A 15,744-nucleotide genomic window follows, 5' to 3' on the forward strand; every position below is an offset into this window, starting at 1 on the left:
AGCCGGTCCCACAATTGGAGTTCACGCCCAATCTCACTGGCTGCACGCGATGCTTTTAGTGGGACCGGCTTCAGCCGGGAAAGGGCCAATGTGAACACCATCAATTTCGCGGCGTGACGACTGACGCTTTCCCGGCTAAAGCCGGTCCCACAATTGGAGTTCACGCCCAATCTCACTGGCTGCACGCGATGCTTTTAGTGGGACCGGCTTCAGCCGGGAATAGGCCAGTTTGTACACCCTCAATGTCGCGGTGTGATGACTGCCGCTTTCCCGGCTAAAGCCAGTCCTACATTAGATTGCAGCCAGCCAGCGGCAGATCATTCGCCGTCCGGCACAGCGGCCAGCTCCACCAATACCGTCCCTTCCTGGACCATTTCGCCTTCGGCGCAATACAGCGCTGCAACGGTGCCTGCTGTGTTCGCGCGGATGCTGTGTTCCATTTTCATCGCTTCCAGCACCACCAGCGGTGTGCCGACTTGCACCTGTTCGCCCACGCTGACCAATACCTGAACGATGCTGCCGTTCATGGGCGCGGTGAGACCGCCTTGATGCGCGTGGCTCGAATCCACTTCCGCAATCGGGTCAACCGGGCGGATCGCGTGCAGGTCGCCCTGCCAGCGCAGGTACAGGGTGTCGGCCCGACGGATCGCAATTGTCTGGTGACGCACGCCGTCCTGCTCGATCAACAAGCGTTCGCCGTTCAGCCGAACGCCGTGCGGCGGATCACCGCGCATCACAATGCTTCGGCTCTGCGTGCCACACGCCAGGTGCAACGTCACTTCGCCAGGGCCGCCGAGGCGCAGGCCGTTGGTGGTGGACCAGGGCGAATGGGCATCGTCCGTTCTGGCCGTCATTGGCGCAGTGCTCAGGTAAGCCTGCGCCGCCAGCTGCCAGAATGCTTCCGTCAATCCCTCGGCCGGCGGGAGCAGCTCGTCCTGATAGCGAGGGATGAATCCGGTGTCCAGCTCCGCTTCGGCGAAGGCAGGATGCGCAATGATGCGGCGCAGAAACGCGAGATTGGTGCGCAGCCCGCCGATGGCGAACTCATCGAGCATCGACAGCAGCCGCAAGCGCGCCTCCTCACGGGTTTCGCCCCAGGCAATCAGTTTGCCCAGCATCGGGTCGTAGAACGGCGAAACCTCGTCACCTTCCGCCACGCCGCTATCGACGCGACGTCCCGGCCCCGGCGACGATTCCCGATACAGCGCCAGCGTCCCCGTGGCGGGCAGAAAATCGTTGGCCGGATCTTCCGCATACAGCCGCACTTCAATCGCGTGCCCGTTCAGCGGGACCTCGGCCTGGGTGAGCGGCAGCGGCTCGCCCTGGGCCACGCGAATCTGCCAGGCCACCAGGTCCAGCCCGGTAATCGCCTCGGTCACCGGGTGCTCGACCTGCAAGCGCGTGTTCATTTCCATGAAGAAGAAATCGCCCCGCGCATCCAGCAGAAACTCCACCGTGCCGGCGCCAACGTAGCCGATGGCCTGGGCCGCACGCACTGCCGCCTCGCCCATGGCCTGACGCATTTGTGGGGTCAGGCCCGGCGCCGGCGCTTCTTCGACGACCTTCTGGTGGCGGCGCTGAATCGAACAGTCGCGCTCGTTGAGGTACAGGCAGTGGCCGTGCTGGTCGGCAAACACCTGAATCTCCACGTGGCGCGGCTTGAGCACGTACTTTTCGACGAGCATGCGGGAATCGCCAAACGACGACTGCGCCTCACGTTGCGCCGACGCCAGCGCTTCGGCCAGGTCCTCGTCGCGCTCGACCACTTTCATGCCCTTGCCGCCACCGCCGGCCGTGGCCTTGAGCAGCACCGGGTAACCGATGCGGGCGGACGCTTCGCGAAAAGTCGCGGCGTCCTGGGCGTCGCCGTGATAGCCGGGCACCAACGGCACGCCAGCGGTTTCCATCAGCGACTTGGCCGCCGATTTGCTGCCCATGGCGTCAATGGCCGAGGCGGGCGGGCCGAGGAAAATCAGGCCGGCCTGTTCCACGGCGCGGGCAAAGCCTGCGTTTTCCGAGAGAAAGCCATAGCCGGGGTGGATGGCATGGGCGCCACTGGCCTTGGCGGCCGCAATCAGCTTGTCGATTTGCAGGTAACTCTCGCTGGCCTTGCTGCCACCCAGATTCACCGCAATGTCAGCCTCACGGACGTGCCGCGCGTGGCTGTCAGCGGCGCTGTGCACGGCGACGGTGGTCAGGCCCATGGCTTTGGCCGTGCGCATGACCCGGCAGGCGATTTCGCCACGGTTGGCGATCAGCACCGAATTCAGCGGTGGTGTGTGCGGGACGCTCATCAGTGCGACTCTCCTTGTGGAATGCGGGGATCGCCGCGCCAGGCCGGTTCGCGCTTCTGCAGAAACGCGCGCAGACCTTCCTGACCTTCGGCGCTGACGCGAATGCGTGCAATGGCGTTCTCGCAATAGCGGCGCAGGGCAGGGGTCAGCTCACCGTCGGCGACTTCACGCAGCAGGTCTTTGCTGACGCGCATGGCCTGGGGGCTGTTGAGCAGCAGGTTGGCGATCCAGTGTTCCAGTTGCTGTTCCAGCTCGGCGGCGGGGTAACACTCGGCCAGCAGGCCGATTTCCCGCGCCCGGGTGCCGTCGAAACGTTCGGCGGTCAGCGCATAGCGCCGCGCGTGACGTTCGCCAATCGCTTGCACCACGAACGGGCTGATCACCGCAGGCGCCAGGCCAATCTTCACTTCCGAGAGGCAGAACTGCGCATCGTCGGCGCCGATGGCCATGTCGCAGCAACTGATCAGGCCCAGCGCGCCGCCATAGGCCGCGCCTTGCACGACGGCGAGGGTCGGCGCTTTGAATTTGGCGAGGTTGTACATCAACTCGCCCAACTCGCGAGCGTCGCCCAGGTTGGTGTTGTAGTCGAGGTTGGCCGACTCCTGCATCCACGCGAGATCGGCACCGGCGCTGAAGTGCCGGCCGCGTCCGCGCAACAGCAGGAAGCGCAAGCTGTCGTCCTTCTGTAGCTGATCCAGGCCGATGATCAGCTCGCGAATCATTTGCGCATTGAAGGCGTTGTTTTTCTCCGGCCGGTTCAGCCACAGCGTGGCGAACCCGCGTGGGTCGAGGGCGATGTCGAGGGTGGCGAAATCATTCATGGGGCGATTCTCTCGGGTCACATCCGGAACACGCCGAAGCGGGTCGGTTCGATGGCGGCGTTGAGCGAGGCGCTGATGGCCAGGCCGAGAATGTCGCGGGTCTGGGCGGGGTCGATGACGCCGTCATCCCACAGCCGGGCGCTGGAATACCAGGGATGGCCCTGATGCTCGTACTGATCGAGGATCGGCTGGCGCAACGCGGCTTCTTCCTCGGCGCTGAAGGTCTGGCCGCTGCGTTCGGCCTGTTCGCGCTTGACCTGCACCAGCACCCCGGCGGCCTGTTCGCCGCCCATGACGCCGATCCGCGCGTTGGGCCACATCCACAGAAAGCGCGGGTCGTAGGCACGGCCGCACATGCCGTAGTTGCCCGCGCCAAAGCTGCCGCCGATGATCACGGTGAACTTCGGCACGTTCGCACAGGCCACGGCGGTGACCAGCTTGGCGCCGTGTTTGGCGATGCCGCCGGCCTCGTACTTCTGGCCGACCATGAAACCGGTGATGTTTTGCAGGAACAACAGCGGAATGCCGCGCTGGCAGGCCAGTTCGATAAGGTGCGCGCCTTTCTGCGCTGCCTCGGCGAAGAGGATACCGTTGTTGGCGAGGATGGCGATCGGGTAACCGTGCAGGTGGGAGAAGCCGCAGACCAGCGTGGTGCCGAACAGCGCCTTGAATTCATCGAAGATCGATCCGTCGACCAGTCGCGCGATGACTTCACGCACGTCGAATGGCTGCTTGGCGTCTGCGGGAACCACGCCGTACAACTCGTCATCCGCGTACAGCGGCGGCTGGGGCGGGCGGGTCTGTAACTGGCCGAGCTTGCGCCAGTTCAGGTTGGCCACGCAGCGCCGTGCCAGCGCCAAGGCGTGATCATCGCTGTCGGCATAGTGGTCGGCGACCCCGGAGACCTTGCAGTGCACGTCAGCCCCGCCAAGGTCTTCAGCGCTGACCACTTCGCCGGTGGCGGCTTTCACCAACGGCGGCCCGGCAAGGAAGATCGTCGCTTGTTCGCGGACCATGATGGTTTCGTCGGCCATGGCCGGCACATAGGCGCCGCCGGCGGTGCACGAGCCCATGACCACCGCAATCTGGGCGATGCCCTCGGCGCTCATGTTGGCCTGATTGAAGAAGATCCTGCCGAAATGTTCGCGGTCCGGGAACACTTCGTCCTGGCGGGGCAGGTTGGCGCCACCGGAGTCCACCAGGTAAATGCACGGCAGGCGGTTTTGCTGGGCGATGGTCTGGGCGCGCAGGTGTTTCTTCACGGTCAGCGGGTAATACGTGCCGCCTTTCACCGTCGCGTCGTTGGCGATGATCATGCATTCGACGCCTTCAACCCGACCGATCCCGGCGATGAGCCCTGCGGCCGGGACGTCTTCGCCGTACACGTCATGGGCGGCGAGCTGGCTGAGTTCGAGGAAGGGCGAACCGAGGTCGAGCAGGCGATTGATTCGCTCGCGGGGCAGCAATTTGCCCCGGGAAGTGTGGCGCTCCTGCGCCTTGGCACCGCCGCCGCGCTGGACGTGGTCGAGCAGGCTGTGCAGCGCGTCGAGTTGCTTGCGCATGGCGTCGCTGTTGGCGGCGAATTCCGGCGAACGCGGGTTGATCTGGGTATGCAGAGTGGTCATGGGGCCTCCGGCGCGGTCAGCGGGTTTCGTTGAACAGCTCACGCCCGATCAGCATGCGGCGGATCTCGCTGGTGCCGGCGCCGATCTCGTAGAGCTTGGCGTCGCGCAGCAGTCGTCCGGCCGGGAATTCGTTGATGTAGCCGTTGCCGCCGAGAATCTGAATGGTCTCCAGGGCAAATTGCGTCGCCCGTTCGGCGGCATAGAGGATCACCCCGGCAGCGTCCTTGCGCGTGGTCTCGCCGCGCTCGCAGGCCTGGGCCACGGCATACAGATAGGCGCGGCTGGCGTTGAGCTGGGTGTACATGTCGGCAACCTTGCCCTGGATCAGCTGGAACTCGCCGATGCTCTGGCCGAACTGTTTGCGGTCGTGAATGTACGGCAGGACGACGTCCATGCACGCCTGCATGATCCCGACCGGGCCGCCCGAGAGCACGACGCGCTCGTAATCCAGGCCGCTCATCAACACCTTCACGCCACCGTTGAGCGCACCGAGCAGGTTTTCTTCCGGCACCTCCACGTCATCGAAGAACAGCTCGCAGGTGTTGGAGCCACGCATGCCGAGCTTGTCGAACTTGTTGCCCCGCGAGAAACCGCGCCAGTCGCGCTCGACGATGAACGCGCTGATGCCGTGGGCGCCTTTTTCCAGGTCGGTCTTGGCGTAGATCACGTAGGTATTGGCATCAGGGCCGTTGGTGATCCAGGTCTTGCTGCCGTTGAGCACGAAGCGGTCGCCGCGTCGGTCGGCGCGCAGCTTCATTGAGACCACGTCGGAACCGGCGTTGGGTTCGCTCATGGCCAGGGCGCCAACGTGCTCCCCGCTGATCAGCCTGGGCAGGTAGCGGGCTTTCTGTTCGGGCGTGCCGTTGCGGTTGATCTGGTTGACACAGAGATTGGAGTGGGCGCCGTAAGACAATGCCGCGGAGGCCGAACCCCGACTGATTTCTTCCATGGCGATGACATGGGCCAGGTAGCCCAGTCCCGCGCCGCCGTACTCTTCATCGACGGTTATGCCCAGCAGACCCATGTCGCCGAACTTGCGCCACATGTCGGCGGGGAAGAGGTTGTCTTTGTCGATCTGTGCAGCGCGTGGCGCCAGCTCGGCAGCAACGAAGGCGCGCACCTGATCGCGGAGCATGTCGAGGGTTTCGCCGAGGCCGAAATTGAGCGTGGGGTAATTCATGGACTGCATCCCGAGTTGTTATTGGAGGGCTGTCAGGGAGGAAGGAGAATGTGTCACCTTTACGTTAACGTAAGCCTGCGGTCGTGTTGATGTCAACGGGGATGAATGGCTGCCGCGGGAATAACGGAAGGGGGAGAGGTCTACAAATGCCAGATAGCACGAAGGGGAGCCTGGGCTCCCCTTCAAGTTCGATTGCATGCTCGTTTTTATTGTTAGGTGGCCTGTTGTTGTTTTTGGCGACCAGCCTTTTTTTGCTTTTTTGAGCGACCCCCAAACGGGGCCAAGAGCAAACGTATTTTTTTGAGCGCTGATCCGCTTCGATCTTTCGATCCGACTCGTCTGGTAGCTGCCTGAACGCAGTCTTGTTGTTCTCAGTCCGGTCGTGAGGCCAAGGCCTCAAGTAGCGCAATCCACTCCAAAAAAATCAGTTAGCTGCGTCTCTGTCCGTGTTGTTCTTGTTATGTCAGAGCCGATACGTCTTGTTTTTATTGGGTTATCGCATTTGTTATTTTTGTTGTACGTAAGAGATAGCAGAAGCCATGCCAACTTCCAGAAGGTCCCGGTTTACGGGGCTTTGCGGGCTACACCGGCCTGGATTCAGTGCTGAATCTGTGGCCAGGTGTTTCCGTGTTACCCGTTTCCCTGAACGCGATGGCGGGCAGGGTAACACTGTGTGACAACTTGTCGCACATCAGGCCGACAGACGTGCCTTCGCCACCCGCGAGCCGTTTGCCCGACCCAGCGTGTCGCTGATGCGTTGGCCGGCTGCGATCAGCTTGTCCAGATCGATACCGGTCTCGATGCCGAGGCCGTTCAGCAGGTAAACCACGTCCTCGCTGGCCACGTTGCCGGTCGCGCCTTTGGCGTAGGGGCAGCCGCCGAGGCCGGCCACGGAACTGTCGAATACCTGAATGCCTTCCAGCAGGCTGGCGTAGATGTTGGCCAGCGCCTGGCCGTAAGTGTCGTGGAAATGCCCGGCCAGCTTGCCGCGGGGGATCTGCCCGGCCACCACGTCGAACAGCGTGCGGGTAGCGCCCGGCGTGCCGGTGCCGATGGTGTCGCCCAGAGAAACCTCGTAGCAGCCCATGGCGTACAGCTCGTTGGCGACCGCCGCCACTTGCTTCGGCGCGATCTCACCTTCATAGGGGCAACCCAGCACGCAGGACACGTAGCCGCGAACGCTGATGCCGTGCAGGCGCGCGGCCTCCATGATCGGCAGAAACCGGTCCAGGCTTTCGCTGATCGAGCAATTGATGTTGCGCTGGGAGAACGACTCCGATGCGGCGGCGAACACGGCGATTTCCTTAACGCCGGCCGCCAGCGCGTCTTCGAACCCCCGCAGGTTGGGCGCCAGCGCGGCGTAGGTCACGCCGTCCTTGCGCTGGATGCCGGCGAACAGCTCAGCGGAGCCCGCCATCTGCGGCACCCATTTTGGCGAAACGAAACTGCCCGCCTCGATATAGCTGACGCCCGCGTCGGCGAGGTCATGCACCAGTTGCAGTTTGTCGGCGACACTGACCGGCCGGGATTCGTTCTGCAGGCCGTCCCGGGGGCCGACTTCGACCAGACGCACACGCTGAGGGAGAGACATATCGGCATCGTTCCTGAAAGGTGTTGCTTTAGGTTGTTTTTATAAAGACTTGATTCAGCGGGTTATTTCAAGCGCGGCCTTGCAGCGTTCCTCCGCCGTGTCGAGTTCCAGTTGCATCTGCTGAATATCCAGAAGCTGCTGATCCAGCTGGGCGCGACGCTCGGCGATTTTCTCCAGCATAGTGCTCAATTGTTTGTGATTGCCGCCGGCGGGGTCGTACAGACCGATGAGGTCGCGGCACTCGGCGAGCGAGAAGCCGATGCGCTTGCCGCGCAGAATCAGCTTGAGGGTGACCTTGTCTCGGGCCGAATAAACACGCTCCTGCCCACGCCGTTCCGGGCTGAGCATGCCTTGTTCTTCGTAGAAGCGGATGGTGCGGGTGGTGATGTCCAGCTCGCGGGCAAGGTCGGAAATGCTGTAGGTGGTGGCAGTCATTGCAGTGCTCGATACGGAAGGCATGGGCGTAACGTAAGTTGGGCTTTACGTTAACGTCAAGCGGCGTATCAATACCTTCGCCTTCTTCCCGGCTAAAGCCGGTCCTACTTGATCACCGCGTTCTCACTGGATGATCGCATTCTAATTGTAGGACCGGCTTCAGCCGGGAAGGGGTCAGATGGCAGCACCTCAAAACTGATGGTGTTCACACCGGCCTCTTCCCGGCTAAAGCCAGTCCTACAAAGACCGCATGCGCCGCTGAACGCTTATTTCACCGCCGCCTCAAGGGTCTTGCCCAGCTTGCGTTCCTGCGCCGTCACCAACTGGCACAGCTCGATGATCTGCTCGCGCATCCAGCGGTTCGCCGGGTCCTGATCGGTGCTTTCGTGCCAGTAGAGGTGAGTTTCCACGGTCGGCACGTCGTTCACCGGCAGGTACACGAAATGCAGGTCATTGCGTCGGGCGAAACGCTCGGGAACCGTCATCACCATGTCGGTCTGCTGCAGCACTTGAGAGGCCATCAGGTAATGCTGCGAACGCAACGCCACCTTGCGCTGGATACCCATTTTCCCCAGGGCCAGATCCACGTAACCCAAGCCGCTACGCCGACTGGAAATATGAATGTGCGCGACGCCGAGGTAGTCATCAAGACTGATGGCATCCTTGTTAGCCAGTGGGTGACCGCGGCGCATGGCGCACACATAGTGGTCTTCCATCAGCTTGACGTGGCGCACCTGCGGGTCAGTGTTCAGCGGCGCATCCACGGCGAAATCCAGTCGGCCCGCCGCCAGTTCCTTGGTCGTCTCCCGGCGTTTGGACAGAAAGCTTTCAATGGTCACGGCCGGCGCCAGACGCCGTAGCCGCTGGAACAGCGCCGGCAATATCACCGCCTCGGTGAGGTCGGTCATGCTGATGCGGTAATTCTTGTTGGCCTGCAGCGGATTGAAAATCCGGCTCTCCTGAACTGAAACTCTCAGCAATGACAGGGCGTTGCGGACGGGGCCGATGATGTTCTGCGCCATCGGCGTGGGCACCATGCCCTGGGCAGTGCGCACGAACAGCGGGTCGTTGAAGGTTTCGCGCAGACGTGACAGGGCATTGGACACGGCAGGCTGGGTGATGCCGACGATCTGACCGGCGCGGGTCAGGTTGGCTTCGGTGTAAATGGCGTCAAACACAATAAAGAGATTGAGATCGACCTTGCTCAGGTTCATTGCTGTGCGCCTCGTGCAGTTCTTGTTGTTTGGAATGCGCCGAATCATATATCGGTTATGAATGTTTATACACGCCGAGAATAGGTTAGATAAATGGGGGGCGCTGTTCTAGCATCGGATCACGACCTGACACCACCTCACAGAAGGCAGCTGCCCCATGGATTTCGCTTACTCCCCCAAGGTTCAGGCACTGCGCGAGCGCGTGACCGCCTTCATGGACGCTTACGTGTACCCGGCCGAACCGGTGTTCGAGCGTCAAGTGGCCGAAGGCGAACGCTGGCAACCGACGGCGATCATGGAGGCGCTCAAGGCGAAGGCAAAGGCCGAGGGGTTATGGAACCTGTTTTTGCCGGAATCCGAACTCGGGGCAGGGCTGTCGAACCTCGAATACGCGCCCCTGGCGGAGATCATGGGCCGCTCGCTGCTGGGCCCGGAGCCCTTCAACTGTTCCGCGCCGGACACCGGCAACATGGAAGTGCTGGTGCGCTACGCCAATGACGCGCAGAAGGAGCGGTGGCTGGAGCCCTTGCTGCGGGGCGAGATTCGCTCGGCCTTCGCCATGACCGAGCCCGACGTGGCATCCTCGGATGCCACCAACATGGCCGCTACGGCGATGCGCGATGGCGATGAGTGGGTCATTAATGGACGCAAGTGGTGGACGTCCGGGGCCTGCGACCCGCGCTGCAAGATCATGGTTTTCATGGGCCTGAGTAACCCGGACGGCCCTCGTCACCAGCAGCATTCAATGATTCTGGTGCCGACTGACACGGCCGGGGTAAAAATCGTACGACCGCTGCCAGTGTTCGGCTACGACGATGCGCCCCATGGCCACGCCGAAGTGCTGTTTGAAAACGTGCGCGTGCCGTACGAAAACGTCCTGCTGGGTGAAGGACGCGGGTTCGAAATTGCCCAGGGTCGCCTTGGCCCGGGCAGGATCCACCACTGCATGCGTTCGGTCGGCATGGCGGAACGGGCGCTGGAACTGATGTGCAAACGCTCGGTGCAGCGCACGGCGTTTGGTCGCCCGCTGGCCCGACTGGGCGGCAACATCGACAAGATCGCCGACTCGCGGATGGAAATCGACATGGCCCGCCTGTTGACCCTGAAAGCCGCTTACATGATGGACACGGTGGGCAACAAGGTGGCGAAAAGCGAGATCGCGCAGATCAAAGTGGTTGCCCCGAACGTCGCCTTGCGGGTGATCGATCGGGCGATCCAGATCCACGGCGGCGCGGGGGTGTCCGGCGATTTCCCGCTGGCGTACATGTACGCCATGCAGCGCACCCTGCGCCTGGCCGACGGCCCGGACGAAGTGCACCGCGCGGCGATCGGGAAGTTCGAAGTCGGCAAGTACGCAAATCTGTAGGAGCCGGCTTGCTGGCGAACCCGGTCAATCAGGGATGAGCATGTCGACTGACCCAATGCGTTCGCCAGCAAGCCGGCTCAGAGTGTGCGTTCAGTGACCAGGACACAGCGGCTTGAACTGCCTCACTCCACCCAGACTTCAACCCGGCGATTCTTGATCCGGCCTTCATCGCCATCATTGGTCGCCACGGGCATTTCGTCGCCGAAGCCGCGCACGTCACGCAACACCACCTGATGTTTCAGCAGCTCCCGGCGCACCGCCATGGCGCGCAGTTTGGACAGTAACTGCGCCCGGGCCGGATCGCTCTTGGCGTCGCCAAACCCCACCAGCGTGACCTTCTGCTCCAGCTTGTCATGGGCCTTCAGGTACTCGACCACGCGCTTGAGATCGAGCATCGCCTTGGTGTCCAGGGTCGCGCTGCCCTGGGCGAAGCGGAAATTCACCGACAGCCGCTCGGCCTCACGCGCCAGATTCTGATATTCCAGCGGCATCTGTGGCGTCGCGCGCACTTTTACGGCCTGAACCGTCTGCGCGACAAAACCGTTCTGCGCCACGATGGACTGTCCCTCAGGACTCTGGGCGAAGCGCACCAGCGCCTTGGCCCAGCGCTGCTTCGCATCAGGCGGCAGGTAGAAATACAGGCGGCGTGACAGCGGATAATCTTCGGTGGCGATCAGGCTGACCGTGGGCAGCATCGGTTTTGACTCGCCATCGATGATCGCCACGGCCTTGGCCTGCCGGACGTAGGGCAGGCCGATGAAGCCGATGCCCTGGCGGTCCTGGCTGACCTGATCGGACAATTCCTCGCTGGACTCGAAGCGCCTGGCATCCTTCGACAGCGTCTTGGCGGACTTGGCCAGCACCAGCTCGTTGAAGGTGTCGAACGTGCCGGACTGCTGATCCCGCGCATATAAATGAATGGCCCCGGCAGTGCCGCCCAGTTGCTCCCAGTCGCGGATTTCTCCTGAAAAGATGTTCGCCAGTTGCGCCGTGCTCAGTTCCCGCAGCGGGTTGCCGGGGTGAATAATGACCACCACGCCGTCAATGGCGATGACCTGCTCGGCGCCATGACTGCGCAGATCACCCAAGGCGGCCAGCTCCATGGCCTCGGTGTTTCTGATGGGGCGGGAGGAGGCTGCTACATCCGCCAAACCGTCCCTCAGCGCCACGAACCCTGTGCTCGATCCGTGGGCCGCGATGTCGATGCTTACGTTCTGGCCCGAAGGCAACTGAGCGGTTAGGTGCTTCTCGTTGGGGTGCGCACCGGGTTGTTCCTGAATGGACAATGCGCCTTGCTGCGCCAGCAAGCCTTTGACCAGCGCCGGCCCCAGCTGCGCGTCAATCGTGTTCGAGCCCTGAATGCGCAGGGCGGGAGAGCCGTCAGTCGGCGCGGGCAGAGCAGCCGCGTTCGTGTCTATTGAAAAGGCGAGGAGTGAAGTGAGCAAAACCAAAACACGGGTGCGCAGCATGTGCGGCATCTTTATATGAGGTGAGGTGGCCGGAGAGTAAGACAGGCGAATGACGGCCAGATGACAGCCCGCATGCCACGAACTTCGTAGGAGCCGGCTTGCTGGCGAACGCGGTCAGTCTGGCGGGGCGGTGTCGAGTGACGTCAGGGGTTCGCCAGCAAGCCGGCTCCTACAGCATCGTGTCATTGACGGACGTGTGGGCCGGCCAAGACAACTGTCAGCGCCGTCGTTACCGCCGGCCCACACCGCGAATGGCTGTCCTTATTACTCCAGCTCAAGCCAGATCGGCGCGTGGTCGGATGGTTTGTCCATCGATCGCAAGTGGTAATCCACGCCCGCCGCCTTGATGCGCGGCTGCAGGCCGTGGGACGCGAGGATCAAGTCGATGCGCAGCCCGCGCTTGGGCTCGTCTTCAAAGCCGCGACTGCGATAGTCGAACCAGCTGAATTGATCGACCACTTCCGGGTACAGGTGGCGGAAGCTGTCCACCAGGCCCCAGTTCTTGAGCTTGCCGAGCCACTCGCGCTCTTCCGGTAGGAAGCTGCACTTGCCGGTTTTCAACCAGCGCTTGGCGTTGTCAGCGCCGATGCCGATGTCGCTGTCTTCCGGGGAAATGTTGACGTCGCCCATCACCACCAGCGGCTGGTCATTGCTAAAGCGCGTCTCCAGCAGGTTCTGCAGGTCCGCGTAGAAGCGCAGCTTGGCCGGGAACTTGGTCGGGTGATCACGGCTCTCGCCCTGGGGGAAATAGCCGTTCATGACCGTCACCGGATTGCCATTGCGATCGGCGAATGTGCCCCAGATGAAGCGGCGCTGGGCGTCTTCGTCGTCGTTGTCGAAGCCCTTGTGAATCGACAATGGCGGCTGACGCGAGAGCAGGGCGACGCCGTAATGGCCTTTCTGCCCGTGGAAATGCACGTGATAGCCCAGCGCCTCGATATCGGCCTGGGGGAATTGCTCGTCGGAGACCTTGGTTTCCTGCAAACCAATCACGTCGGGCTGATGCTTCTCGATCAACGCCGCCAGCTGATGCGGTCGGGCGCGAAGGCCGTTGATATTAAAAGACACAAGTTTCATGGGCGGCGGTCCTGGCAAAAACAAACGGGGATGCTAGCCGACCTGCCCGACGACGGCCAGCACCCGGTTCGCTTGCCGGAATGGCTAGCGGCGGGGGCGCATTTCCGAAAGGCGGCCCAAGTCGTGGGAACTGCGCTTGCGCGCGGCGACTCGAAGCCTTGAAGACCACCACCCAGAGCGCACCCGAGCGGCCGCCCCGGGGCTCATCAAAAGGACGAACACCATGCCTGTACTGCCCAGCGAAACGGCGCAGATCCGTCAGCTCGACAGCGGCTACTCCCGCGAAACCCGCGCGCTTCTCTACCTCGCTTACCGTCAGGAACCGAGCTTCGCCTACCTGTTCGAATCCGGCCGCTCCGGCTATGAGCACCGGGTCAAGGCGACCATCCGTGCGCTCGTCAAGCAGCATTTTCTTCAGGACATGCCGGCGTTGGGGCTGTTCGTCGCGGACCGTCTGGCCGGCGTTGCCCTGATTGCGCCACCGCAGCGGCGGCTGGGCATCACCGAAAGCTGGGCCTGGCGCATTCGCATGTTGATGAGCACTGGCCTGCGCGGGACCCAGCGCTATCTGGAGTATTACTACGACGTGCTGGCCTGTGCGCCGTCGGAAGCGGTTCACGTGCTGCCGTTGTTTGGCGTCCATCCAGATTTTCAGGGCCAGCACTATGCTGAGCAGTTGCTCTTGGCGTTGCATGACTGGTGTGCGCAGGACAAGAACTCGGAAGGCATCGTCCTTGACACGGGAAATGGCCATTATCTGGATTTCTATAACCGACACGGTTACCAGGAAATCGGCGAAGTGGAAGTAGGACCCGTCCGAGAACGCATATTTTTCCACCCAAACCCCCAGGTTTCATTGGGTTCGGTGGCTTGAGCTGCACCAGCTTGTCAATTCCAGCGGGTTCCAGCAGCCCGCGTCGCTCGTGTAGCATTCGCGCCTATGAAGTTTCCCCATCGATACACCAGCGGCTTTCTCTTGATGTTGTCCAGCTGTGCGGCATTCGCCGATGCGCAGCTGGAAGTCCGGATCAAGCCGTCCAATGCCGCGCTCAAATCCAACATCGAAGGGTATGTGGGCAGCCTCGGCGAGCGCGACGAGCCGGCGCTCGAACGCTTCAGTGTGGGGGCCGTCGAGCAGGCGCAAAAGGCCGCTCAGGCCCTTGGGTATTATCAGGCGCAGATTGACAGCGAAGTCCGTCATGTCGACAACACCCTGCAACTGCTGCTGAAAGTCCAGGCGGGCGAGCCCGTCCACCTGCGCAATGTGTCTATCCGCGTAACCGGGCAGGCGACCCGGCTCAAACGCTTCCGGGTGCCAAAAGGCGATGCCCTCAAACCCGGCGCGGTGCTCAATCACGGCGTCTACGAGGACGCCAAACACCTGATCGAAACCCAGGCGGCACGCTACGGCTTCTTCAATGGCCGGTTCGTGACCCAGCGCCTTTCCGTTGACCCGCGCGCCGGGGTTGCCGACATCGAACTGGTCTACGACAGCGGGCCTCGTTTCTCCCTTGGCAAAGTGACCTTCAGCGGCGACGCGCCGTTCGACGAAGACCTGCTGCGGCGCATGGTGCCGTTCAAACAAGACACGCCCTACGACTCCGAACTGATTGCCGAGCTCAACCAGGCCATGCAGTCGAGCGGCTATTTCGAAGGCGTGCGGGTCAACGCATCGCCCACCGACGCCCAGGCGCAGGTGATTCCCGTGGACGTGCAGTTGCAGACCCGCAAGCCGCGGACCATGGGGCTGGGCGTCGGCTATTCCACCGACGTCGGCCCACGGGTGAAGGCCAACTGGACGCGCCACTGGGTCAATCCCCAGGGCCACAGTTATGGCGCCGAAGCCGAAATCTCCGCCCCTCGACAGAACGTCGGCCTGTTCTATGACATTCCGCTCGACCCGCCCCTGACCGACAAGCTGCGTTTCGCCGGCGGCTATCAATATGAAGAAATCGCCGACACCGACAGCCTCAGCAAGCTGCTGACCGTCGGCCCCGAATGGCACAGCAAACTGCCCAGTGGCTGGGAGCGGGTGATCTCGCTGAAATGGCAGCGTGAAGAATACCGACTGGGCAACGACGAGGGCCTCAGCACCTTGCTCATGCCCGGCGTCAGCTATTCGTACCTGCGCAGCGACAACCGCATCGATCCGCACCACGGCTACCGGCTGCAGTTCGACACCCAGGTCGCCAAGGAAGGTCTCGGCTCTGACGCCAACCTCGTGCACGGCACGGTCATGCTCAAAGGGCTGACTACTGTCGCGCAGAACCACCGCTTCCTCGGGCGGGTGCAGGTCGGTGGCAGTGCCACCAACGGCTACACCTCGATCCCGCCGTCCCTGCGCTTTTTTGCCGGTGGCGACCAGAGTGTGCGCGGCTATGACTATCAATCGCTGTCCCCGGAAAACTCCGACGGCGACAAGATCGGCGGCCGCTACATGATCGCCGGCAGCGCCGAGTACCAATACTCGATCGCCGAGAAATGGCGCGTCGCCGCGTTCGTCGATCAGGGCAACTCGTTCAATTCCCTGAACCTGCCGAGCTTGAAGACGGGCGTCGGCATTGGTGTGCGCTGGGTGTCTCCGGTCGGGCCGCTGCGCCTTGACCTCGCCCACGCGCTGGATGAAGACGGCGGTATCCGTCTGCACTTCTCGATGGGACCTGAACTGTGAC

General features: G+C 62.5%; 12 protein-coding genes. 3 read left to right on the forward strand and 9 right to left on the reverse strand.

Features of this window, described 5'->3' with window-relative positions; translation table 11 throughout:
- Nucleotides 1–317: 317 nt before the first annotated feature.
- From EC919_RS14700 to EC919_RS14730, 7 genes are all read right to left on the reverse strand, one after another.
- A complete protein-coding gene (locus EC919_RS14700) occupies nt 318–2,294 on the reverse strand; it encodes an acetyl/propionyl/methylcrotonyl-CoA carboxylase subunit alpha (RefSeq protein ID WP_133775073.1) in 1,977 nt (658 codons plus the stop codon).
- A complete protein-coding gene (locus EC919_RS14705) occupies nt 2,294–3,115 on the reverse strand; it encodes a gamma-carboxygeranoyl-CoA hydratase (RefSeq protein ID WP_133775075.1) in 822 nt (273 codons plus the stop codon). Before EC919_RS14705 ends, EC919_RS14700 begins: the two co-directional genes overlap by 1 nt.
- Nucleotides 3,116–3,132: 17 nt before the next feature.
- A complete protein-coding gene (locus EC919_RS14710; protein WP_133775077.1) occupies nt 3,133–4,740 on the reverse strand; it encodes a carboxyl transferase domain-containing protein in 1,608 nt (535 codons plus the stop codon).
- A gap of 16 nt (nt 4,741–4,756) precedes the next feature.
- Nucleotides 4,757–5,920 (reverse strand): isovaleryl-CoA dehydrogenase, encoded by a 1,164-nt coding sequence (locus EC919_RS14715; protein ID WP_133775079.1) that lies wholly within the window; start codon nt 5,918–5,920, stop codon nt 4,757–4,759.
- 691 nt (nt 5,921–6,611) lie between these two features.
- Nucleotides 6,612–7,511 (reverse strand): hydroxymethylglutaryl-CoA lyase, encoded by a 900-nt coding sequence (locus tag EC919_RS14720; RefSeq protein WP_133775081.1) that lies wholly within the window; start codon nt 7,509–7,511, stop codon nt 6,612–6,614.
- A 54-nt stretch (nt 7,512–7,565) separates the two neighbouring features.
- Complete coding sequence (locus tag EC919_RS14725; protein WP_133775083.1) at nt 7,566–7,946, reverse strand: MerR family transcriptional regulator; 381 nt, start codon at nt 7,944–7,946, stop codon at nt 7,566–7,568.
- Nucleotides 7,947–8,212: 266 nt separating this feature from the next.
- Nucleotides 8,213–9,160, reverse strand: a complete 948-nt coding sequence (locus tag EC919_RS14730; RefSeq protein ID WP_133775085.1) for a LysR family transcriptional regulator — start codon at nt 9,158–9,160, stop codon at nt 8,213–8,215.
- Between the two features lie 157 nt (nt 9,161–9,317).
- On the opposite strand from EC919_RS14730, the gene EC919_RS14735 reads away from it, so the two are divergent.
- The gene (locus EC919_RS14735; protein ID WP_133775087.1) at nt 9,318–10,526 is read left to right on the forward strand and encodes an acyl-CoA dehydrogenase; all 1,209 of its coding nucleotides are present in this window, start codon (nt 9,318–9,320) and stop codon (nt 10,524–10,526) included.
- Nucleotides 10,527–10,648: 122 nt separating this feature from the next.
- Here the strand turns inward: EC919_RS14735 and EC919_RS14740 are convergent, their stop codons facing one another.
- Both EC919_RS14740 and xthA read right to left on the reverse strand, forming a co-directional pair.
- A complete protein-coding gene (locus tag EC919_RS14740) occupies nt 10,649–11,995 on the reverse strand; it encodes a substrate-binding domain-containing protein (RefSeq protein ID WP_133775089.1) in 1,347 nt (448 codons plus the stop codon).
- A 264-nt stretch (nt 11,996–12,259) separates the two neighbouring features.
- Complete coding sequence (xthA, locus tag EC919_RS14745) at nt 12,260–13,072, reverse strand: exodeoxyribonuclease III (RefSeq protein ID WP_133775091.1); 813 nt, start codon at nt 13,070–13,072, stop codon at nt 12,260–12,262.
- Nucleotides 13,073–13,295: 223 nt separating this feature from the next.
- Between xthA and EC919_RS14750 the strand changes: the two genes are divergently transcribed.
- Both EC919_RS14750 and EC919_RS14755 read left to right on the forward strand, forming a co-directional pair.
- On the forward strand, nt 13,296–13,946 hold the full coding sequence (locus EC919_RS14750; RefSeq protein ID WP_133775093.1) for a GNAT family N-acetyltransferase: 651 nt from the start codon (nt 13,296–13,298) through the stop codon (nt 13,944–13,946).
- 66 nt (nt 13,947–14,012) lie between these two features.
- The gene (locus EC919_RS14755; RefSeq protein WP_133775095.1) at nt 14,013–15,743 is read left to right on the forward strand and encodes an autotransporter assembly complex protein TamA; all 1,731 of its coding nucleotides are present in this window, start codon (nt 14,013–14,015) and stop codon (nt 15,741–15,743) included.
- Nucleotide 15,744: the final 1 nt, after the last annotated feature.

Source organism: Pseudomonas graminis (assembly GCF_004364335.1).
Lineage (GTDB): Bacteria > Pseudomonadota > Gammaproteobacteria > Pseudomonadales > Pseudomonadaceae > Aquipseudomonas > Aquipseudomonas graminis_D.

Coding starts and splice junctions, on each gene's coding strand:
- EC919_RS14720 (WP_133775081.1), bottom strand. CDS start 7,511: ATGTCTCTCCCTCAGCGTGTGCGTCTGGTCGAAGTCGGCCCCCGGGAC.
- EC919_RS14725 (WP_133775083.1), bottom strand. CDS start 7,946: ATGACTGCCACCACCTACAGCATTTCCGACCTTGCCCGCGAGCTGGAC.
- EC919_RS14755 (WP_133775095.1), top strand. CDS start 14,013: ATGAAGTTTCCCCATCGATACACCAGCGGCTTTCTCTTGATGTTGTCC.
- EC919_RS14710 (WP_133775077.1), bottom strand. CDS start 4,740: ATGACCACTCTGCATACCCAGATCAACCCGCGTTCGCCGGAATTCGCC.
- xthA (WP_133775091.1), bottom strand. CDS start 13,072: ATGAAACTTGTGTCTTTTAATATCAACGGCCTTCGCGCCCGACCGCAT.
- EC919_RS14715 (WP_133775079.1), bottom strand. CDS start 5,920: ATGAATTACCCCACGCTCAATTTCGGCCTCGGCGAAACCCTCGACATG.
- EC919_RS14740 (WP_133775089.1), bottom strand. CDS start 11,995: ATGCTGCGCACCCGTGTTTTGGTTTTGCTCACTTCACTCCTCGCCTTT.
- EC919_RS14705 (WP_133775075.1), bottom strand. CDS start 3,115: ATGAATGATTTCGCCACCCTCGACATCGCCCTCGACCCACGCGGGTTC.
- EC919_RS14735 (WP_133775087.1), top strand. CDS start 9,318: ATGGATTTCGCTTACTCCCCCAAGGTTCAGGCACTGCGCGAGCGCGTG.
- EC919_RS14750 (WP_133775093.1), top strand. CDS start 13,296: ATGCCTGTACTGCCCAGCGAAACGGCGCAGATCCGTCAGCTCGACAGC.
- EC919_RS14730 (WP_133775085.1), bottom strand. CDS start 9,160: ATGAACCTGAGCAAGGTCGATCTCAATCTCTTTATTGTGTTTGACGCC.
- EC919_RS14700 (WP_133775073.1), bottom strand. CDS start 2,294: ATGAGCGTCCCGCACACACCACCGCTGAATTCGGTGCTGATCGCCAAC.